Raw genomic sequence first — 21284 nt, forward strand, 5'->3', positions numbered from 1 at the left:
AAGTGCGATATTCCTCCGCGACCACCGGCGAGTCAACACACGGCCCGGCGTGTTCGGGAGACGGCGGCACAGTGCGTAGCAGCCGGGCCTCCATGCAGGAGTGGGCCAGGAAGAACAGGTACTGACCACTCGGGCGGTTCATAAGCCTGCTGGGCAAGGATTGTCCCTAACCGTTGTCGGTGTTGAATTTGGGGGTTGCCCGCATGCTGGAACTGGACATTGCCTCGAAACCGCAACACCCGCCGTGGGGCCCGCGGCGAAGGGCGCCGTCCCGCAAGCTGGACGTCAGTATCCCGGGCCCGCTGACGATTCGACGGGGAACAAAGACGCTTGGCGCGCATGAACTGGGCGGACCCAAACCGCGCCAGATCCTGGAAATCCTCCTGCTCCACCTCGGCGCCCCGGTGTCCAAGGGCCGGCTGATCAACCTGGCGAACAGCTACAGGTCGCTGCCCTTGAGTCAGAAGGATTCAAGGAGAACCCCCAATCCCAATCGAGAATTCCTGGCGCCAGCTCTTCGCTGCATCAGCCGTGACCGTTGACCTTCAGATTCCGAGAGTGTCAGGACCACGGCGCCGGGCTCAGGTCTCTGGCAATTGGCAGGTCGGTGGCTGAACGAATGGTCTGTTCGGTGTGAGGTTCCTGTTGGTGGCTTTCCTGTTTGGTGAGAATCACCTCGTTGACGATCTGTGTGAGTGTCAGCGCCTGTCCGCCTGCCCATGCGAGGCCGAAGCGGATCGGACCGGCCTCAGTGCGCGCCTTCGTGACGATCGATTCGATGCGCCGCTGTTCTGCGGGGAAGAGCGGAAGCCCTCTGTCTGTGCGGTGAGCGTCGGCGGCCGCCAGCACGCGGATGGCCTCCTCAACGCGGTGCTGATCGACGTAGACGCTGGCGATTGACTCGAGGAAAGCCACGACATGCCCCTGTGCACCGAGCTCGAGCGCCGCGCCGAGTGCCTCGTACAGCAGCTGTTCCGCCGTGTCGTAGTCGCCGGCTTGCTGTGTGCTGTCGGCGAGGTTAACCAACGTATTCCCGAGGAGCGCTCGATCGCCGAGCGGTCGGGCATGTTCGACGCATTCGCGGCACAGGTCAAGGGCCCGGGCGTGGTCCCCGGCGTAGAACGCCAACAGACTCCGAATAATCAAAGCGGCGACGCGGGTGCGGGGGCTGGCATCCGGCAGCGACAATGCTTCTGCAGCGAGCCGCTGAGCGGTGGCTGTCTCGTCTCGCTCGGCCGCCTGCGTCGCTAGACACATCGTGGCCCAGGCGACACCTTGGTCGTTGCCGGCGCTCTGGAATGCCTGGCGCGACAGGTGATGGAGGCCTGCGGCCTCATCGTTGCGGCCGAGCATCCAACAGAGGGTGGCTGTTCCACTAAGCGCGGGAGCTTTGAGCGATGGCGGAGCATCGGACGCGCAGGCCAGCAGCTTCAGGGCGATCTCGCACTGCTCGGCCACGTCTCCGGTGAGCTCCCAGTAATGCCAAAGGTGTCCGACGAGACCCAGCGCCAAATCGGTCGAGCCGTCCGGTCCGGTGGCCCACAACAGTGCTCCGCGCAGATCCGGCGCATCGGCGTGCAGCAACCGGAAGGCGTCCACCTGATCCTGCCCCCACAGCCGGGGGCTGACAGCCTCGGCTAAGCTGAGATAGAACTCGGCGTGCCGACGCCCTACCATGGCCGCGTCGTCAAGGGACCTGAGGTGGTCGCGAGCGAACTCCCGGATCGCATGGAGCATCGACACTCGGCTTGCTCCCGTCGCGTCCGTGTAGCGACGCAGCAGGCTATGGCGTGCGAGTATCGTCAGCAAGTCTTCGGCCGCCGACTCTACATCGGCTGCCAGCCCGCGGATACAGCTGACTGCCGCTACAGTCGGATCAGCAGCGAAGACGCCGAGCTGATCGAAAAGTCGCCGTTCAGCTTCACCGAGCAGCTGGTAACTCCACGCAATCGTCGCGGTGAGGGTTCGCTGGCGATCCGGAAGATCGCGGAACGCTGCCGGCAGGGCGGCAAGACTTGCCTCCAGATCGTCAAGCAGTTCGCGTTCGTTTCGATGCCGCAATTGGGCCGCAGCCAGTTCGATTGCGAGCGGAAGACCGTCCAGGCGGCGACACAGCCGGGTCACGACCGCAGCGTTGTTGCTGTTCAGACTGAAATGCGGGCGGACAGCCCGGCCGCGGATCAGGAAGAGTTCCACCGCGGGCACATCTTGCAGCAAGGGCAGCGGGAGCGGCGGGTCGAGTGGCGGCAAAGCCAAAGGCGCAAGCTCGTATTCGTACTCGGCGCGCAGTCCGAGAGGTCGTCGGCTCGTAGTCAGGATACGCAGGCCGGGTGCGGCGGTGAGCATGTCCAGCACAACCGGCCACGCCTCCTCCAACTGCTCGAAGTTGTCCAAGACCAACAACAGCCGACGGGGGCGCAGGAATCCAGTCACGATTTTCAGCGGGTCAGCGCCCGCCAAGTCCTCCAAGCCGAGCGCAGCCGCGATTGCGGCCGGCACTTGCTGGATTTGAGTGAGCGGGGCGAGGTTGACCCAGCATACGCCGTCTGACATTCTCGCGCCGAGCCTTCCCGCCGCTGTTAAGGCCAAGCGGGTCTTGCCGGTCCCACCCGGACCCGTGATGGTGACCAACCTGCCGCCTTCGGCTAAATACAAGGAGCACAGCGCATCGAGCTCCGCGTCCCGCCCAACCAGCGGCGTGAGTTCGGCCGGAAGGTTGTCCAGTCGTTGCCTGATCCGGCGGTGCCCATCAGCGGCAGGAGCCGCCAGTGACCCGTCCTGTTGCAGCACAGACCGTTCCAATTGCCGCAAGCGTGGACCGGGGTCGATGCCAAGCTCCTCAATGAAGACGTGGCGCGCGTCACGGCAGGCCGCAAGCGCATCTGCCTGCCGATCGGAACGGTACAAGGCGAGCACGAGCGCCGCCCACAGCCGCTCCCGATACGGCTGCTGGGCCACCAACGACTGCAACTCGCCCACCAGAGTGCCGTGCCGACCGAGCGCGAGCTCAACCTCAATCAGATCCTGGTATACATCTATCTGGGACTCCTCCAGCTCGTCCAGCTCTGGCCGGAACAACTCGATATCAGCCAGGTCAGGAAACACCGGCCCCCTGAACAGCTCCACCGCCTCTCGGAGACAATCCGCACCTGCGGCCAAATTCGCTGTCTGCACCGCCAACTCACCGGCCACAACCTGCGCACGAAACTGCAGTAGGTCAAGCTCATCCTCGTCAACAGTCAGCACATAGCCGCCCGACCGTCTGGCCAGCCGCTGGGAAGCCACACCCTTGGAACGATCGGGATCCAGCATGCGTCGCAGGTTCGCTACATACACCTGCAACTGCGGGCCCGGCTTCGCAGGCGGGTGGTCCGCCCAGACAGCCTCAACCAAGAAATCAGGCGTCACAACCGAGTTGGCCCGCAGGGCCAGACACTCCAACACAATTCGCTGCTGAGCAGCACCGACGGCAACCGGAGTAGCGCCAACAACGACCTCCAGCGGGCCCAGGGCCTTTATCCAAAGTGCACTCACCGCACGACACTCCTCACTGCCCGCTCCTCAGACCCTACCGACCCGGTCTCGAGAAGCACGTCGACGTGGCGACGCCCGCTTCAGCAGCGGCTGCCCAGACAGCCGCTCGGATTCTGAAGGTCCTGCTGCTTCGTCCCTATCATGCCTCTGCGACACGCACAGGGTCTAGTGCACCGCTTCGGTGCAGCACCAACACGCTGAGACAGCTGTTGCGTCAGGCAAAAGAGCAAAGCCTTCGAGCCGGCATGGAAGTTGCCGATGGCAAGCATGAGGGCCAGCCGAACGATCGTTTCAGGCGTGCACCACCCCGACCGACCAGTGCCGATGGTTTGGCCCATCGCGGTGAATTAAGGATCGCTTAAGGCCTGCGCGCGACTCTTAGAACACGAGATACACACCAGTCAGCAATAGCGGATCACAAAAGCACCACCGTCCACACCAAACCTAACGATCTAGAGGGGATCCTGATCATGAAGCGTATAGAAACATGCAGGACCCGCAACAGTCAGCGGATTCACGCACTCGCGAACAACGCCGGACTTGCGGCAGCCGACGAGTTGCAACCCACCACACTGACTGACGATCACCGCCAGATCTGGGGCCAGGAAATTTGGCCGGACTGCTTGGATTGACAGCCACAGGGACAGGCACACTCAGAAGGTGCCCGGCCCATTTAGCCAATCGATCTCTCAGGACCTCGGCGCCACCTCGTAGAACACCAACCGATATCAACCACTTGATAGGAAATTCATCATGTACCGAAAAATCTGGGCAGCCGCCCTCGCACTCTCTACCGCACTCGGTTTCGCCGCCGCCGCCGCCGGCCCCGCAACTGCCGGAATCCCTATGAATCATTGCGAACCGCTCGTCCGCCGCTGACGCGGCATCCAGTACCCCAAACCGCCCAACCGTCACACCTCAGGAGATCATCATGTTCCGCAAAATCTGGACCGCCGCCGTCCTGACCACCGCCGCCCTGGGTCTCGCCGCTGCAACCGCCGGCCCCGCTGCCGCCGGCATGGCCGTCAATCATTGTGAACCGCTCGTCCGCCGCTGACCCCCGCGACATCCCGCACCCACCACCACACCCGCTAACACCTCGGGAGTTCATCATGTTCCGCAAAATCTGGACCGCCGCCGTCCTGACCGCCACCGCCACCGCCCTCGGCTTCGCCGCCGCCACCGCCGGCCCCGCAACTGCCGGACTCGGTATGAATCACTGCGAACCGCTCGTCCGCCGCTGACACGGCATCCAGTACACCAAACCGCCCAACCGTCACACACCTCAGGAGATCATCATGTTCCGCAGAATCTGGACCGCCGCCGTCCTGACCGCCACCGCCCTCGGCTTCGCCGCCGCCCCCGCAGCCGCCGGCGTGGCCATCAACCATTGTGAACCGGTCGTCCGCCGCTGACCCCTCAGCTTCCCGAACCCCACCACCGCAACCCCAACAAGGAGTTCATCATGTTCCGCAAAATCTGGACCGCCGCCGTCCTGACCGCCACCGCCCTGGGCTTCGCCGCCGCCACCGCCGGCCCCGCAACTGCCGGAATCGGTATGAATCACTGCGAACCGCTCGTCCGCCGCTGACACGGCATCCAGTACACCAAACCGCCCAACCGTCACACACCTCAGGAGATCATCATGTTCCGCAGAATCTGGACCGCCGCCGTCCTGACCGCCACCGCCCTCGGCTTCGCCGCCGCCCCCGCAGCCGCCGGCGTGGCCATCAACCATTGTGAACCGGTCGTCCGCCGCTGACCCCTCAGCTTCCCGAACCCCACCACCGCAACCCCAACAAGGAGATCATCATGTTCCGCAAAATCTGGACCGCCGCCGTCCTGACCGCCACCGCCCTCGGCTTCGCCGCCGCCACCGCCGGCCCCGCAACTGCCGGAATCGCTATGAATCACTGCGAACCGCTCGTCCGCCGCTGACACGGCATCCAGTACCCCAAACCACCCAACCGTCACACACCTCAGGAGATCATCATGTTCCGCAGAATCTGGACCGCCGCCGTCCTGACCGCCACCGCCCTCGGCTTCGCCGCCGCCACCGCCGGCCCCGCCCTCGCGGGAACCAGGCTCAACCATTGCGAACCGCTCGTCCGCCGCTGACCCCTCAGCTTCCCGAACCCCACCACCGCAAACCCCAAAAGGAGATCATCATGTTCCGCAAAATCTGGACCGCCGCTGTCCTGACCGCCACCGCCCTCGGCTTCGCCGCCGCCACCGCCGGCCCCGCCCTCGCGGGAACCAGGCTCAACCATTGCGAACCGCTCGTCCGCCGCTGACCCCTCAGCTTCCCGAACCCCACCACCGCAAACCCCAAAAGGAGATCATCATGTTCCGCAAAATCTGGACCGCCGCTGTCCTGACCGCCACCGCCCTCGGCTTCGCCGCCGCCACCGCCGGCCCCGCCCTCGCGGGAACCAGGCTCAACCATTGCGAACCGCTCGTCCGCCGCTGACCATTGATCATGTAGCAGCCGCCGGCCCGGATCAATCTGATTTGGGCCGGGGATGCCCTGACAGGCAGGTTTTGACGTGGGTATAAAGAACCTCAAGGCACGAATAATGCACACGAAGGCCCAAGCCCTGTGGCGAGACGGCCATACTGAGCGAGCAGAAAGACTCGCGCTGCGTGCACTGGACCTGTTGCCCAGAGGTGGGAGCACCAGTCTGGCCCGTGTTGCTGACCGCGTCTCTGTTCTAGAGACACTCGCACAATTCGCATCTGACCTTGCCAACCATTCTGAAGCCCAGCACCGCTGCGACGAAGCGCTTGCCCTTCTGGAGCAGGTTGAGCCAAGCCCCAGCCGCGATGCATGGTGCGTCGCCATCCTCGTCCACAAAGGAAACAGCCAACGGTTATCCGCCAGCTATGACGAATCCGCGCTCACCCTGGCTCACGCCCTTGCTCTCTCACAACGAACGCCCGATTCCCCCCCTCTGCCAGCTGGACCTCTCAACGCCCTGGGGATTCTCTCCAAGGACCGAGGGCTCTATGAAGACGCCGGAATCTACTACAAGAGGGCCCTTGATTTGCTGACCGGTCAGTCCGGTGCGGACGCCCCGGAACTGGCGGGCATCTATCACAACCTCGCGGGCCTAGCCCACGTTCAGGGTCAATTTACTCAGGCCGAAGAACCCGCCCAACGGGCGGTCCAAATGCGCCGGGCAGCCATCCCGCCGGACCCAGCCGGATTGGCTGCAGATCTGTCGGTCCTTGGCGCTGTCCTTGCCGGTCAGGAGCGTTTTGACGACGCCGCGGCCATCCTGTCCGAAGCGCTTGCGTTGTGGCGGTCCCGTTACGGCGACAGGCACTACGAGGTCGCCGTCCAGCTTCACAATCTCGCGGCAATCCAACAGGCCCAGGGAGACTATTCATCTGCTGAGGCCACACTGGGCGAAGCCCTGGCGATCAAACGCGGGGTTCTCGGAGAGTCTCATCCAGAAATCGCCGCAATTCTAAACAACCTCGCCACCGTATATTCAGACACAGGCCGGCGCGGTGAAGCCAGGGAATGCTACGGCCGTGCAATCGAGATGTTCACACAGACACTGGGTGCGGACCATCCGAGCACACTCGCCACCATCCAGAACCGCCACAACCTTGGTGAGAACCTGTGAGCCACAGGGCGTCCCCGGACAGTGCCAGGGCTGTCGTGGACTTCCCGGATATCCGGATTCACCCACGATAGCTGCGGTTTCACCCGGCATGATGCTCAGGTGTGCGTTCCTCACTGCCTGGAACTCGCTGGAAGTCTTGAATGACCTCAAGGTGCCTGATCTCCAGCGGCGGCGGTTCAGCTTCGGAACCGATTTCATTGATGACGTGCGATGTCTTCTTCGTTGATTCCTTCATCGCTGGTGGTTCTTCGGATCGACGGCATCGCGGATGGTGTCGCCGAGCATGATGAAGCTCAGTACCGTGCCCGACAACGCGATGGACGGGTAAATAAGGACCATCGGATTCGTACGAATCGATTGTTGCGCCGCGGAGATATCGTTGCCCCACGACATGATAGACGTGGGGATGCCTACGCCCAGGAAGGACAATGTGGCCTCCAGCACGATGAATACACCAAGCTCCAGCGTCGCAAGCACAATGATCGGTGCGGTCGCGTTGGGAAGGACATGGCGGACAAGCGCCTTGAACTTTGAAACGCCCAATGCCCGCGCAGCCGTCACGAAGTCCGCGTTCCTGACCTCAAGGACGGCACCGCGGGTTATGCGGGCCATCTGAGGCCACGCCAGTATGGAGATGACAAGCACGAGAGTCCAGACGCTCTTGTTCTCCCGCAAGAGTGGAAGCTGGGTAATGACCAAGGCGCCAAGGAGTGGCGGCAGGGCGAAGAAGATTTCGCCCATGCGTGCGATGAGTGCGTCGATCCAGCCTCCGTAATAGCCAGCGAGAGCGCCGAAGCTCACGCCGATAACCAGGACACTCAAGACGCTCAGTGTTCCGACAGCCAATGAAGCCTGCGTCCCATGGATGAGTCGTGAGTAGACATCGCATCCTTGGAACGTGAATCCCAGTGGGTGGCCCGGTGTAGGCGGTCCGTCCGAGTTGGCAAGAAGGCAGTTTTCGTTCGGCGGTGTCTGAGTAAAAAGCCCGGGGAAGAGCGCCACGACAATGATCAGCAGGATCATGAAGGAGGAAATGATGAACAGGGGCCTATGACGGAGTTTCTTCCAAAGATCAGCCCAGAGGCTGATCGATGCAGCCTCGACATTGAGGGCGTCTGTGGCCAGCAGAGGGGTTTCCTCGACCGGTGCCACGAAGTGTTCACTTTGATGACTACTATTCATAGCGGATCCTCGGGTCAAGCCACGCGCTTCCCGTATAGATTCGGTGACGACTCATGATTACCTACGTGCCGGGCAAATGGGGCATGGCGATCAGCGGGACCTCCAGCGCATCACGGCATCGAACCCTGAGGGTTTACTTGGCCAAAATGTGATAGTAGAGGACGGCGCCGTTCCAGCCGGTTTCGGCCAAGACGACGTTGTTGCTCCACACGATCGGATGGTTGTTGTACCAAAGCGGCAATCCGGGCAGTTCCTTGAGCAGCAATTCCTGGGCCCGGTTGAACTTGGCGTTGGCCTCGCTCGTGTCTTTGGCTCCGAGTCCCTCCTGGAGGAGCTTGTCGAACTCCGGGTAGGAGAATTTCTCGTAGTTAGCGGATGCGCCGGTCTTCCAGACCGGGCCGAGGAAGTTGTACAACGACGGATAGTCGCCCTGCCAGGCGGTGCGGGTCAGGCCTTGGAGGGACTGCGACGCACGCAGGTCCAGGACCTCGGCGAACCTCGCAAATGGCTGGATTTCGGACTCGATTCCGAGGTTGTTCTTGAAGCCGTTGGCGACAGCGTCAATCCACTCTTTGTTGCCGCCGTCGCTATTGGAGGCAATCTGGAGGGGCTTGGAAGCACTGTACGGCCTGATTTTCTCGGCCCGGGCCCACAGGTCCTTGGCCTTGGCAGGATCAAACTTCAGCACCTCGTTGCCAGGGATCTTGTCGCTGTAGCCGTCAAGAACCGGTGCGGTGAACTCAGTAGCCGGAGTGCGGGTGCCGTTGAAGACCACCTGACAAATTTCTTCGCGGTTGATTGCGTACGACAGTGCCTGACGACGGAGCCTGCCGGCCTCGCCTTGAAAGTTCGCATTATACGGCGGAACGATAAGCGTTGCGTTGATGGCGATGGGCTTGGCGGCATTCCGGCCCTGAAAGTCGCTCTGGTACGTCTTCAGCGCGTTCGATGGCAGGACGTCGCTAACATCAAGGTTGTCTGCCTGAAGGTCAGTATAAGCCGGGCCCGGATCTGCGTAGAACTTGAAGGTCACACCGCCGTTCTTGGCCTTACGAGGTCCGTCATACAGGTCGTTCCTGACAAGGGAAATGGACTCGTCATGAACCCAGGCGCCTTCCTCGGCCATCTTGTACGGGCCGTTACCGACAGGGTACTCTCCGTAGGCCTTGGGGTCCTTCAAGGCCTCGGAGGGCAGAGGGTAGAAGGCCGAGTATCCGAGACGTACCGACCAGTCGGCCTCCGGCTGCGCAAGCTTCACCGCGATAGTGGAATCGTCCTTGAGCACCAGTCCTGACATTGTTTGTGCAGCAGGGGCAGGATTCGTGGTGATCTTTCCTGATGCGTCCGCTGACCGCTGGACTGCGCTCACGGCGTCATAGCCCTCAATGGACTCGAAAAACGAACTGTTGACTTGGAGATTAGCGCTTAGCGCGGCGAAGTTCCAGGAGTCGATAAAGGTCTTGGCTGTGACTTCTTCACCATTAGTGAATTTGGTCCCCTTCTTGACCTTAATGGTCCAATTTTGGGCATCGGTGGTCTCGATGGATTCAGCCAGTGCGTTCACAGGCTTTCCGTTGGGGTCATAGGCACGCAAACCTTCGAAGAGCAGCTCTACGACGCGACTGCCAAAATTCTCGTTTGTGTTCGCTGGCAGCAGCGGATTCTGGGGTTCATTGCTGTAGGCCGTGATGATCTTGTTGGGATCACTGCTTGCCTGGCCGCCGCCTTTGGTGCCGGCGACGCATCCCGTAAGGGCAAGTACGGTGATGGCCACAATGCCCAGTGCTTTGGAAGTGCGCGAAAATAGCATTTCGCCTCCTATGACTTGTCGGAGTGAGTCAGGAACATTCTTGGTAACGGACGGCTGTAGAATCCGCGGTGGAGTAATTGCTCCTGACTGAGGATCGAGCCGAGGGCCGTTGCTGGCGCCGAAAGAAGGGGCTGCTGTCCTGTGGCTACGCGCCCTTCGGCGGCGCCACAGCCGCCGTCGGGCTTCGGCAGAACAAGCGCACAGTATTGCGGTGCAACGGTCCATTTGCCTGGCGGAAATTTCCATGAGGGGCGCTTCCCCTTACTGCACTCAGTCTTGCGTCGGAACCCCTCCCTCAGGTGTAGATTAGCTCCGTTCAGGACGCAAGACATGGCGCTACACCGCATGCAATATGTCAGGAAGGCCCGTGAAGTCCACGACAGATCTATTCCACACGGGTGCGAGTTTTGTGAAGCGGGAAACTGACCTGAACGTCTCCCGTCGGGGTCTCTACCTCCCCCGCTGATTCGTCGGAGGCTGATAGACCTGCTGTGGGAGGGACAGGCCCCGACTTTGGCGCTTCCGACGCTGGAAAGCGACGTCAGCGTGCTGCGCCGGCACCTCTACCCCGGCACGGGCAAGGCCTGGCCCACTGAAGGCCGAAGCCGTGATCATTGGCCTATCGGCTCCCTGATGGAACCGGACTCGACGCAGCCCGGCAGATGCTGCTGGAGTCGCCGGAGACGAGGATCGCGATGCTCACCGCCGAATGCACGCCGACGGCACTCTGCGAGGCAGCGGCGCTGGGAGTGTGCGCTTTCCTTCCCCAGGACGGCCCGCTGGCACTCGCGCTGGACACGCTCCGCCACGTGAAAACGGGGAACATGCTGGTGCAACCGTCCATTGTCGCCAGACTGGGACATAGGAGCGCTTAGGGTTCCGCAGTGCTCAACCCCGCGCCGTCCCGCAACTCACCCAACCCCCGCGAGCCTGATCGCCTCCGCGAACGCGGGCAGGCTGCGCTCCACCATCTCTTCGTTGGCCGTGAGCGAGATCCGGAAGAATCCCGGTGTTTCAAACAGGACCCCCGGCAGCACAAAAACGTCACGGGTGGCCAGGGACTCGGTGAACGCTTCGTCGTCCGGAACCGGCGAATGGACGAACAGATAGAACGAGCCCTCGGGCCGGTGGAGCCGGTAGCCCATCCCCGTCAGCTCCTCGTAGAGCCGGTCCCGTTTCCGCTGCAGCTGCCCCACGTCGATGGAGAACGTCTCCAGCTCGGGCAGCGCGTACTGGAGCAGCGCGTTGGGGTAGATCCAGCCCATCGCAACCTGCAGCGCACTGAGGATCTCCCGCAGGGCGTCCCGGTCCGGCATGGTGGGCGGCAGGGCCAGGTAGCCCATGCGCTGCCCCGGGGCGAGGTGGGTTTTCCCGTAGGAGTACGCCAGCAGGGTATGCGGATAGTATTCGGCCGGGCTGTGGAAGCGGACGCCGTCATACACAATCCGGTTGTACGCCTCGTCGGACAGGAGATAGATCCGGCGTCCGTTCCGCTCCGAGGCCAGTTCCAGCATCGCCGCCAATTTCACCAGCAGCGCGGGCGGGTAAATCCGGCCTGTGGGGTTGTTGGGGGAATTCACGATCACCACCCGGGTGCGGGGCGTGATGGCGGAGGCGATGGCCATGAGGTCCAGGTCGAACGTCTCCGTGTCGATCAGCACTTTGACCGGAACCAGGCCGGCTTCGGTGATGATCGGCTCGTACAGGAACCACGGCGGCAGGCTGTAGATCACCTCGTCGCCAGGATCGGCCACGGCCTTCAATGCCATGGCGATGGCGGTGAAGCCTCCCGTGGTGAGGTGGATGTCCTCCGGCTCGAACGGCATCTCCAAAAGGCGCTGCAGCGACGCGGCCGCGGCCTGCTGGGCCTCCACGCCGTTGGATTTGTAGGCGAACCAGAGTTCGTTCCTGGGTTCCAGCTGGTTCCGCAGCGCCGCGACATATGCCTCTTGCGGCATTTGATGCGGATTGCCGAGGGTGAAGTCACAGATGCCCGGTTCATGCTGGCGCCGGGCATGCATGCGCAGGAAGGCTTGGAGCCTCAGCAATGAAGGAATGGAAGCAACAGCCCTGGCCCGGGCCGGGAAATCCACCCGCGTGGAAAGCTTGGATTCGTAGAGATCGGCCATCAGAGCAGCCCCCTGTTTTGAGCAGCATGGAAGTCAGCTCGCTGCTGAGCCAGTGGAGGCTGTTGTGCGATTTATTCTGGCCTTCGCCGGCGGCAATGTAAATGGGAGATGCCTTCCACGCCCTCTACGGGACAAGCACCGGAGCAGTCAACACTCGTTTTTGCGGTTTTCGATACTCGCCGCAACACCCGTAAGGTAGGGGCGGACCCCGGCACTACTTGTGCGGCGTCCCACGGGTTGACCGGGAACTGGGCTCGATCAGCTGCGCATCCCCACCCTCGCGCGGCCTTGCCGCGCCATGCCTGCCCCCATCCCCGCCGGGCGGGCCAGACCCAGGAGTATCGTTTGCTTCAGATCAACCTTGTTGCCGCCATTGCTGCCCTGCCCCTTCTGCTGGGCCTCGGAGCGGCACCTGCCGCCGCACCGTCCGCGCAGAAGCCGGCGCAGTCAGCGCCGGAAGTCCAAGCCGCTGTGCTGCAGCCCGCGAAAGTCCAGGAGGCGAAGATGCAGCCCACCAAGCGCACCCCGCCCGTCTCGAGCTCTTCGGTGAAAGTCGTGGACACTACCGCCGCGATCACCGACCCCGCGTGGTTCAAAAAGGCGTACGACGCCGGCATCCGGCTTTACGTGATGCACTCCACCGCCTGGGGTACTTGTGATCCCTGGTCCCGGACCCAGGCCCAGCTCAAGATGGCGCTCGACGCCGGCCTGAAAATCGCCGTGTACACGCGGGACGCCTCCTGCTGGCAGGGCGGCATCAACGCGGCCGGACCGTATGCCTCGCAGCTGCAGTTCTTCGCCCTGGACGTTGAGCCCGGCAGCCCGGCGGTGACCCGCCAAATGGTGGACGGGGTCCGCGGCATGGGCGTGCGGCCCGTGATCTACAGCGGCAGCGGAATGTGGCCGGGCCTCATGGGCAACAGCACCGCCTTCTCCGACGTCCCGCTCTGGGACACGAACACCAGCAACCTCAACTACTCAACCTGGACAGCCAACTACCTCGCCCCGGCCCCGGTGCAGTACGGCGGCTGGAACACGGCCGGCACCATGCGGATCGGCATCCAGCAGAAGTTCGAGCACAGCCTCAACGGCGTTCCGGTGGACCTGAACTCCTTCAACGCCTCGTTCCTGAAGTAGCCACCAGCCGGACCTGTCAGCGGCCGCCGGCCGCCCGCCGTCGTGCGGCAAAGGCGAACAGCGCGGTGGTGGCCACCGTGGCAACGTACCCGGCCACGACGATCAGTGAGATGCCGCCCCAGAAGTAGCTGGTGGTGCTGCCGCCCTGGCCGGGGATGTACCGGGTGAGCAAATACGCGGCGGCCGCCGCAAACACCAGGGAGATCAGGCCCGGCAGCCGGATCCACCAGCGCGACGACGCCCAGTGCCCGCCGAAGCCGTCCCACACGTTCCATGAATTGCCCGTGCGGATGATCAGCCACCCGGCCGGGATCGCGAACGCGCCCACCAGCAGGAAGGCTGCCACGACGTCGGCGGGGCGGTGCCACTGGTTCACCACCGTGGAGATTCCGGACACGATGGCGAAGCTGCCGCCCACGAAGCCTGCGAACGGCCGCCAGCGCGGCGAGGTCATCAGGAACACGGCGGCCGCGGCCGACGCTGCCAGTGTGGTGTGGCCGGACGGCAACGAATTCAATTCCAGGGTTTCGACGCCGCGGAACGGCCGGGCCGGCAGCAGTTCCTTCAGTACCTGCGTGGCGATGTTCGCGCCGATGCACGCGGCCACGGCAATGCCCGCGGCCCTCCACCGCTTGCGGATCACCGTGACAAAGAGGACGACGACGGCGGCCATCACCAGCGAGATGGTGGGCAACCAGTCCAGGAACCTGGTGGCGGCCTTCCCGGCGGGCCCGTGGATGGCGACGGCCTCCACGAGTGCGGATTCGTCGATGTACTGTCCCGTCGTGGTCCGCACGAAGAAGTAGTACGTGGCGATCAGGCCTGCCAAACAGGCCAGCGTTGCGAGGATGCACAGCGCGGCCAGGCGCTTTGCGCCACGCACCTGCCCGGCGGGCCGCCGTCGGGAATCTTGAAGGTGAGAGCTCATCACCTCCAGCGTCCCACAAAATGCTGGGAGCAGTCTGAGGAAAGTGCCTGCGCCGCGCCTCCGCTGCGGGCCCAGGAGCACCGTACCGAGGGCCACCACTGGCTGCAATTGCGCCCCAAAACAGGTAGCAAATACTCGTGCTGGCCGGTGGCGAGTTTCCTACGCTAGGGATATCGGCCGCCAGCCGACCAGCACTAAGCCGGCGACCGTAGCGGATGCCAATGCCCACGACGACGGTGACACGCAGGGCATTGGCGTCCGCAAAACCCCGCATTTGCGCGCCCTGGTTCGAGGCGTATTTGCGGGCCTCTTCCGTGTCCGGATTTGGCGGGCCGCCGGCTTTGGCGTAGCGCCGGCGTCGATTAACCGTTGACACCCCGGCGACAGCGGCGCTAGCTTGAACGTATTGTCGGCCTGAACACAGCGGCCGCAATATCACCCGCAATATCACCGCATCACAACTGGTCTCGTCGCCTAACTGGCATTTGATGTTTACCAACATTGGCAGGTCAGGCCCGTATGCGTCCCCTCCTGCCATCTTCAGGAGTGCTGCCATGAACCGAAAAATGAGGTATTTGTGCCTGCCCGCCGCCCTGGCGCTGGCATTGCTTACGGGAATTTCCGCTCCGGCGTCCGCCGGATCCGATGGCGGAGGCGGGGCTGCAGGGCCGTGGCCCCCGCAGGACACTGACGGAAAGTACGTCTCCGTGCCCGATGAGTACTACGCCCCCTACGAGTTCGAGGCCTGCGACACCACCATCAAGGTGGAAGCCGGCGACGAGCGCGAGGTGAAGTACAAGGGCGAGAAGAAGGACGACGGGACCCTGGTGATCAGGTACCGCGGCGACGCCACCGTTGACCTGACCCGTGTGTCCGACGGTGCGACCATCGACGAGCTGGACGTCTCCGGGCCCTTCACCATGAAGCTCGCAGGGGACGGCCTGAGTGCCCACCTGTCCGCACGGGGTCCCAGCCTGGTGTTCGCCATGGGAGCCGCTGACGAGAAAGCCTTCGAGGACGAGGGCCTGCCCAAGGCGTTCTACTTCAAGGAAGGACGGCTGGCAGGCAACGTAGTTTATGCTGCCGCTGACCAGATGGAGATAGTCTCCGGCGAGATCACGCACAACAGCATCCGGCACGCAAAGGACATCTGCAAGCTGCTGGACCGCGCCAAGGATGACGACCACAACCACCGGTAAATCCACGTTTGGCTAGGGCGCTCTGGGCCCTTCCAACCGGCGGCCATCGCACGCTGTTTGCGGCGCGTGATGGCCGCTTTCCTGAGTACATCGGAGCCGCCAAAACGAGTAGCGGGTACTCACGCGGCGGCGGCCCGGGATCCCTAAGATTTTATCAACGGTCCGGTTTTACACGGACCGCCCCGCAGCAGATCCGGCGGTTAGACCGCAGGGAATGTGCGCCCGGGGCTCCTTGAGCTGGGCCGGCGGCGACGAGTCTCATAAACGTGAAGCTCGCCCCCAGTCGCCGTCGGCCCTACCAAGGGACTCCTTGGCCTCCCTATCTGCAGCGGGGCTTTTTTGCGTCGGCCCGTTGTCAGGGGTGCCCGGTAGAGTGAAATCATGCCTGCCGACGCGCCCAGCCAGCCCCAACCGAAGGATGCAGCCCTTCCTTCCCTGGACCGGCTTTTAGCGTCCGCCCATGTGGTGAGCCTGCCCATGCGCGTGAAGTTCCGCGGCATCACCCAGCGTGAGGCCCTGCTGCTGGAAGGCCCGCTGGGATGGGGCGAGTTCTGCCCCTTCCCCGAATATGGCGACGCCGAAGCCTCCCGCTGGCTCGCCGCCGCAGTCGAGGCCGCCTGGCAGGGCTTTCCTGCGCCGCTGCGATCTGTGATTCCCGTGAACGCCACCGTTCCGGCCGTCTCCGCGGACCGTGTTCCGGAGGTGCTGGCCCGGTTCGGCCGCGTGGATGCCGTCAAGATCAAGGTGGCTGAACGCGGCCAGACGCTCGACGACGACGCCGCCCGGGTTGCCGCCGTCCGCAGCACCCTCCCGCACGCCGCCATCCGGGTGGACGCGAACGGCGGGTGGGACGTTCCCACGGCTGTGGAGGCACTGACCCGGCTGTCCGCCGTCGGGCTTGAATACGCCGAGCAGCCGGTGCCGGACATCGACGGCCTGGCCGAGGTGCGCCGCCAGCTGCGGGCCGCCGGCATTCCCCTGCTGATCGCCGCGGACGAAAGCGTGCGCAAGGAGGACGACCCCCTGCGCGTGGCGCGGGCGGGAGCGGCCGACCTCATCGTGGTGAAGGTGGCGCCGCTCGGGGGAGTGCGGCGCGCGCTGGACATCGTGGCGCAGGCCGGGCTGCCCGCCGTCGTGAGCTCCGCGCTGGACACCTCGGTGGGGATCCGCGCCGGGCTGGCTTTGGCGGCGGCCCTGCCGGAACTGCCGTACGCGTGCGGGCTGGGGACGGTGTCCCTGCTCGCGGCCGACGTCACCCGGGATCCGCTCGTGGCCGACGACGGCGCCATCCGCCTCCGCGACGTCACCGCCGACGCCGGGCTGCTTGAGGAGTTCGCGGCCCCCGCCGACCGCCGGGACTGGTGGCTGGACCGCCTCCGCCGGGTGCACGCCGTGCTGGCCGCCCCCGCCCAGGTCTGACGCGCTCTCACTTTTGGCGGGTTTTTCCGGGACGCTCTCTCACTTCCTGCGGGTCACCACCGGTTCACCGGATCTTCATCTGGCTGTCGGCTCCCGGTTGGAAGCGGCTGACAGGGTGGGCGGGACCTCATCGGATTCCTTGGAAGGCCCCCCATGTCTGAAACGACCGGACGCAAGTTTGCCCTGCTCCCCATGCTTGGCCACACCAAAGGCAAGCGCAGCCCCGTCACCTGCGCGCTGAAGTGCGACAACGCCTGCTCGGGCGAGGTCTGCAACACCAGCTCAAACAGCTACTTCCGCGACATCGCCTCCGCCACCATGTCCCGCCGCGCCGCCCTCGGCTTCGGCGCCGCCGGTGCGCTCGCCGTCGTGCTGGGCAGTGCGGTCACGTCCGCCGGAACTGCAGTGGCCGACGGCGGCACCGGCCTCGCCGCCGCAGCAAAGGACGGCTTCGGCAAGTCCAAGCTGCAGTTCACCGCGATCCCGTCCATCGCCGCCGACGTGGACACCCTGACCGTGCCGGCCGGGTTCACCTGGCAGCCCGTGATCCGCTGGGGAGACCCGATCTTCAACGATGCTCCCGCGTTCGACATCAACAACCAGACGGCGGCCGCGCAGGAAAAGCAGTTCGGCTACAACAACGACTACACGGACATCCTCGAGGTTCCGGGCAGCAAGGGCCGCCGCGCCGTGCTCTTCGCCAACCACGAGTACACCAACGAAAACATCATGTTCCCGGCCACCATGCCGGCCGCCGATGTCCGCGCAGTGGGGGCTGCCGCGCACGGCCTGACCGTGGTGGAGCTGGAGCGGCAGAACAAGAACAAGCCGTGGAGCTACGTCCAGGGCGCCGGGCTCAACCGCCGCTACCTGAACAGCACGGTCTACGAACTCACCGGTCCGGCTGCCGGTTCCTCGCTCATGAAGACCATCGACGACCCGTCCGGCCGCAAGATCAAGGGCACTCTCGGCAACTGCGCGGGCGGAACCACACCGTGGGGAACCATCCTGTCCGGCGAGGAGAACTTCAACGGGTACTTCGTCTCCCCGGGCACGTCCGCCAGCGACAAGCGCTACGGCCTGACGTCGTCGGCCACGGCGCGCAAATGGGAACTGGACGACCCCCGCTTCGACACCCGCAACGCCGGCTACGCGAACGAGGCCAACCGCTTCGGCTGGATCGTGGAAGTGGACCCGTTTGACCCCACGTCCACGCCGAAGAAGCACTCCTCGCTGGGCCGGTTCAAGCACGAGGGCGCCAACGTGATCGTGGCCGAATCGGGGCATGCGGTGGCCTACTCCGGCGACGACGAGCGCTTCGACTACCTCTACAAGTTCGTTTCGAAGGACAAGTACCGCGAAGGCGACCGCAAGCACAACATGACGCTGCTGTCCGCCGGCAACCTGTACGTGGCCAAGTTCACCGGCAACTCGCCCGCGGCCGAGATCACCGGGACCGGTGCGGTACCGGCCGACGGTGCGTTCGACGGCACCGGCGAATGGCTGCCGCTGGTGGTTGACGGGGCCTCGGCTGTGCCCGGGATGTCCGTCGAAGAGGTCCTGGTCTACACCCGGCTGGCCGCGGACAAGGTGGGTCCCACCAAGATGGACCGCTGCGAGGACGTGGAGCCCAGCCTGCACACCGGCAAGGTCTACGTTGCCTGCACCAACAACTCGGACCGCGGCAAGGCGGGCAAGGAAGGCGCCACCGAGATCAACCCGCGCAACGCCAACCGCGACGGCCACATCGTGGAAATCACCGAAACCGGCGACCAGACTGCCACAGCGTTCACCTGGAACCTGCTGATGGTCTGCGGCGATCCTGCCCAGGGCGACGTCACCTACTTCTCCGGCTTCCCGGTGGACCAGGTCTCGCCGATCTCCTGCCCGGACAACCTGGCGTTCGATTCCGTGGGCAACCTGTGGATCTCCACCGACGGCGCCCCCGCCGGCATCGGCCGCGCGGACGGATTGTTCAAGGTGACGCTCGACGGCGCTGACCGCGGCAAGGTGGAGCAGTTCCTGGCCGTCCCGCGCGACGGCGAGACGTGCGGCCCGATCGTCCACGACGACGAGCGCACCGTCTTTGTCTCCGTGCAGCACCCGGGGGAGGAAGGCACGTTCGACGCACCGAACTCGTACTTCCCGGACTACGTTCCGGCAGGCACGACGCCGGCGCGTGGCCAGGCGCGCGCCCCGCGCCCGTCGGTGGTCCAGGTCTTCCGGGGCTAGAGCCGCTTCATACTAATCGGGCCGGCTCACCCCTCGGGCCCGCCCCACCTTCCAGGACGCTCTCTCACTTTTGGTGCCTTTTCGGCGGACGCTCTCTCACGTCCCTGGCCGCACGGCCGGGAGGTGAGAGAGCGTTCCCTTTTTGGCGGCAGGAAGTGAGAGAGCGTCCCGGATTTAACCGCAGGATGTGAGAGAGGGTCGGAAGGGCCGGGGACTGATAATTTGAGCTTGTGAATAATCCGGCCGAGATGGTTGTCCCCAGAGTCCAGGCAGCTATTGCCCAAGCGTTCGGCGAAGAGTTCCGGGACACTGACCCGGTGGTCCGGCCGTCGCAATTCGCGGACATCCAGGTCAACGCCGCCATGGCGCTCGCGAAGAAGGTGGGCCTGGCTCCACGCGACGCTGCCGCACGCATTGTCGAGTCCCTGGAGCTCGACGGCCTCTGCACCGGCGTTGAAATCTCCGGCCCCGGCTTCATCAACCTCACGTTCGACGGCACCTGGATCGAAGAGCTGCTCAACGCCCAGGCTTCCCAGCCGCAAGGCGGGCCGGAGACGCAAGCCCAGCGCGTCGTCGTCGACTATTCCTCCCCAAACGTTGCGAAGGAAATGCACGTGGGGCACCTCCGCACCACCGTGGTGGGGGACAGCCTGGTCCGCGTCCTCGAGGCGCTGGGCCACACGGTGATCCGGCAGAACCACATCGGCGACTGGGGCACGCCCTTCGGCATGCTGATTGAGCACTGGCTGGAGATCGGCGAGGACTCACCCGAGGCCGCGCTGCTGGTGGAGGACCCCAGCGCGTTCTACCAGGCGGCGCGGGCAAAGTTCGACGGCGACCCCGACTTCGCGACGCGCGCCCGACTCCGCGTCGTGTCACTCCAGTCGGCTCACGAGGAGACGCTGGAAGTCTGGCAGCGGCTGGTGGACCACTCGAAGGTCTACTTCAACGCCATCTACGCCACGTTGGGAGTCAGCCTCGAGGACGACCACATCGCGGGTGAAAGTTCGTACGATCCCCATCTAGCACAGCTGTGCCAGGAACTGGAGGAACGGGGCCTGGCCCGCGTCAGCGAAGGGGCGCTGTGCACTTTCCCCGCCGGGTTTACGGGCCGGGACGGCGAGCCGCTGCCGCTCATCATCCGCAAGTCCGACGGCGGGTACGGGTACGCCACGACGGACCTCGCGACCATCCGGTACCGGGTCCAGGACCTCCAAGCCGACCGCATCCTCTACGTGGTGGGCGCCCCGCAAAACGTCCACCTGCGGATGGTCATGGAGTCGGCGCGCGAGGCCGGCTGGCTGCCTGACACGGTCGAAGCGACCCATGTGCAGATCGGCAACGTGCTGGGCGAGGACGGCAAGATCCTGAAGTCCCGCTCGGGCACGCCGGTGAAGCTGATGGCCCTGCTGGACGAGGCCGTGGACCGCGCCCGCGCCGTGGTGGACTCGAGCCGGCCGGACCTCCCGGAGGACGTGCGCGCCGTAACTGCCCGGCAGGTGGGCATCGGGGCGGTGAAGTATGCCGACCTCTCCGTGGGCCACGATACCGAGTATGTATTTGACTTTGACCGCATGCTCGCGCTCAGCGGCAACACCGGGCCGTATGTGCAGTACGCCGCCGCGCGGATCCGTTCAATCCTTCGGAAGGCTGGCGAGGCGGAGTCTGTGGGGGAGGCAGGGTCCCTGGTCGGGGTGGCTGGGTCCCCGGGCGAGCCGGTGGCCGGCGAGCCGACGGCGGCTGCGTCCATCGCCGTCGTCGAACCCGCCGAACGTGCCCTGGCCCTGCACCTGCTGGAGTATGGTGCCAACCTTCGCCGGGTGGGGGAACTCCTCGAGCCGCACCGACTGTGTGCGTACCTGTTCGAGCTCGCGCAGCTGTTCACGTCCTTCTACGACCAGTGCCCCGTGCTCAAGGCGGACGATTCCGTTCGCCAGTCGCGGCTGGCCCTGTGCGCACTGGTCCTCCACAGGCTCTCCGAGGGGCTGGACGTGCTGGGCATCGAGACCCCGGAGAACATGTAGCCGCAGGATGTGAGAGCGCCCGGGTTCTTGTAGGCGCCCGCTGGCCGACCAGCCAGGA

General features: G+C 64.5%; 20 protein-coding genes and 1 pseudogene. 15 read left to right on the forward strand and 6 right to left on the reverse strand.

Annotated features, from left to right (window positions below; all coding sequences use genetic code 11):
- The first annotated feature begins 203 nt into the window (after window positions 1–203).
- Window positions 204–542 carry a hypothetical protein gene (locus CXQ91_RS24895; protein ID WP_219816560.1) on the forward strand — a complete coding sequence of 113 codons (339 nt, stop codon included), beginning with the start codon at window positions 204–206 and terminating at the stop codon, window positions 540–542.
- 19 nt (window positions 543–561) lie between these two features.
- Here the strand turns inward: CXQ91_RS24895 and CXQ91_RS20895 are convergent, their stop codons facing one another.
- Window positions 562–3534 carry a BTAD domain-containing putative transcriptional regulator gene (locus tag CXQ91_RS20895; RefSeq protein ID WP_104175801.1) on the reverse strand — a complete coding sequence of 991 codons (2973 nt, stop codon included), beginning with the start codon at window positions 3532–3534 and terminating at the stop codon, window positions 562–564.
- A 931-nt stretch (window positions 3535–4465) separates the two neighbouring features.
- On the opposite strand from CXQ91_RS20895, the gene CXQ91_RS25440 reads away from it, so the two are divergent.
- The 8 genes from CXQ91_RS25440 to CXQ91_RS20905 all read left to right on the forward strand — a co-directional run bounded on the left by CXQ91_RS25440 (window position 4466) and on the right by CXQ91_RS20905 (window position 7166).
- Window positions 4466–4591, forward strand: a complete 126-nt coding sequence (locus CXQ91_RS25440) for a hypothetical protein (RefSeq protein ID WP_258074185.1) — start codon at window positions 4466–4468, stop codon at window positions 4589–4591.
- A gap of 55 nt (window positions 4592–4646) precedes the next feature.
- Entirely contained in the window at window positions 4647–4778 is a 132-nt protein-coding gene (locus CXQ91_RS25445; protein ID WP_258074186.1) for a hypothetical protein, read from the forward strand.
- Between the two features lie 221 nt (window positions 4779–4999).
- Window positions 5000–5125, forward strand: a complete 126-nt coding sequence (locus tag CXQ91_RS25450; protein WP_258074188.1) for a hypothetical protein — start codon at window positions 5000–5002, stop codon at window positions 5123–5125.
- Window positions 5126–5346: 221 nt separating this feature from the next.
- A complete protein-coding gene (locus CXQ91_RS25455; RefSeq protein ID WP_258074189.1) occupies window positions 5347–5472 on the forward strand; it encodes a hypothetical protein in 126 nt (41 codons plus the stop codon).
- A gap of 54 nt (window positions 5473–5526) precedes the next feature.
- Entirely contained in the window at window positions 5527–5652 is a 126-nt protein-coding gene (locus CXQ91_RS25460) for a hypothetical protein (protein ID WP_258074190.1), read from the forward strand.
- A 50-nt stretch (window positions 5653–5702) separates the two neighbouring features.
- On the forward strand, window positions 5703–5828 hold the full coding sequence (locus CXQ91_RS25465) for a hypothetical protein (RefSeq protein ID WP_258074191.1): 126 nt from the start codon (window positions 5703–5705) through the stop codon (window positions 5826–5828).
- Window positions 5829–5878: 50 nt separating this feature from the next.
- Window positions 5879–6004, forward strand: a complete 126-nt coding sequence (locus tag CXQ91_RS25470; protein ID WP_258074191.1) for a hypothetical protein — start codon at window positions 5879–5881, stop codon at window positions 6002–6004.
- 106 nt (window positions 6005–6110) lie between these two features.
- Window positions 6111–7166: a tetratricopeptide repeat protein gene (locus CXQ91_RS20905; protein ID WP_104175803.1), complete on the forward strand. Its 1056-nt coding sequence runs from the start codon at window positions 6111–6113 to the stop codon at window positions 7164–7166.
- A gap of 13 nt (window positions 7167–7179) precedes the next feature.
- Here CXQ91_RS20905 and CXQ91_RS20910 read toward each other — a convergent pair.
- The 3 genes and pseudogenes from CXQ91_RS20910 to CXQ91_RS20920 form a co-directional block, all read right to left on the reverse strand.
- Window positions 7180–7401, reverse strand: a pseudogene (locus tag CXQ91_RS20910) (ATP-binding cassette domain-containing protein); the annotation flags it as partial.
- The gene (locus CXQ91_RS20915) at window positions 7398–8348 is read right to left on the reverse strand and encodes an ABC transporter permease (protein ID WP_104175804.1); all 951 of its coding nucleotides are present in this window, start codon (window positions 8346–8348) and stop codon (window positions 7398–7400) included. The pseudogene CXQ91_RS20910 and the gene CXQ91_RS20915, both read right to left, overlap by 4 nt.
- Window positions 8349–8481: 133 nt before the next feature.
- Window positions 8482–10158, reverse strand: coding sequence for an ABC transporter substrate-binding protein (locus CXQ91_RS20920; protein WP_104175805.1), 1677 nt, complete (start codon window positions 10156–10158; stop codon window positions 8482–8484).
- A gap of 614 nt (window positions 10159–10772) precedes the next feature.
- Here CXQ91_RS20920 and CXQ91_RS20925 point away from each other — a divergent pair.
- Window positions 10773–11033 (forward strand): response regulator transcription factor, encoded by a 261-nt coding sequence (locus CXQ91_RS20925; RefSeq protein WP_146072403.1) that lies wholly within the window; start codon window positions 10773–10775, stop codon window positions 11031–11033.
- Between the two features lie 36 nt (window positions 11034–11069).
- On the opposite strand, the gene CXQ91_RS20930 is transcribed toward CXQ91_RS20925, so the two are convergent.
- Window positions 11070–12287 carry an aminotransferase class I/II-fold pyridoxal phosphate-dependent enzyme gene (locus tag CXQ91_RS20930; RefSeq protein ID WP_104175807.1) on the reverse strand — a complete coding sequence of 406 codons (1218 nt, stop codon included), beginning with the start codon at window positions 12285–12287 and terminating at the stop codon, window positions 11070–11072.
- 345 nt (window positions 12288–12632) lie between these two features.
- On the opposite strand from CXQ91_RS20930, the gene CXQ91_RS20935 reads away from it, so the two are divergent.
- Window positions 12633–13424, forward strand: a complete 792-nt coding sequence (locus CXQ91_RS20935) for a hypothetical protein (protein WP_104175808.1) — start codon at window positions 12633–12635, stop codon at window positions 13422–13424.
- Window positions 13425–13440: 16 nt separating this feature from the next.
- Here CXQ91_RS20935 and CXQ91_RS20940 read toward each other — a convergent pair whose 3' ends face one another.
- On the reverse strand, window positions 13441–14352 hold the full coding sequence (locus CXQ91_RS20940) for a phosphatase PAP2 family protein (protein WP_104175809.1): 912 nt from the start codon (window positions 14350–14352) through the stop codon (window positions 13441–13443).
- Between the two features lie 554 nt (window positions 14353–14906).
- Here CXQ91_RS20940 and CXQ91_RS20945 point away from each other — a divergent pair.
- The 4 genes from CXQ91_RS20945 to argS all read left to right on the forward strand — a co-directional run bounded on the left by CXQ91_RS20945 (window position 14907) and on the right by argS (window position 21226).
- Window positions 14907–15551, forward strand: coding sequence for a hypothetical protein (locus CXQ91_RS20945; RefSeq protein ID WP_104175810.1), 645 nt, complete (start codon window positions 14907–14909; stop codon window positions 15549–15551).
- A gap of 381 nt (window positions 15552–15932) precedes the next feature.
- On the forward strand, window positions 15933–16970 hold the full coding sequence (locus CXQ91_RS20950) for an o-succinylbenzoate synthase (RefSeq protein ID WP_104175811.1): 1038 nt from the start codon (window positions 15933–15935) through the stop codon (window positions 16968–16970).
- 153 nt (window positions 16971–17123) lie between these two features.
- Window positions 17124–19202, forward strand: a complete 2079-nt coding sequence (locus CXQ91_RS20955; protein ID WP_104175812.1) for a PhoX family phosphatase — start codon at window positions 17124–17126, stop codon at window positions 19200–19202.
- Between the two features lie 248 nt (window positions 19203–19450).
- Window positions 19451–21226 carry an arginine--tRNA ligase gene (gene argS, locus CXQ91_RS20960; RefSeq protein WP_104175813.1) on the forward strand — a complete coding sequence of 592 codons (1776 nt, stop codon included), beginning with the start codon at window positions 19451–19453 and terminating at the stop codon, window positions 21224–21226.
- Window positions 21227–21284 lie beyond the last annotated feature (58 nt).

Source organism: Arthrobacter sp. Y81, from assembly GCF_002929335.1.
Lineage (GTDB): Bacteria > Actinomycetota > Actinomycetes > Actinomycetales > Micrococcaceae > Arthrobacter.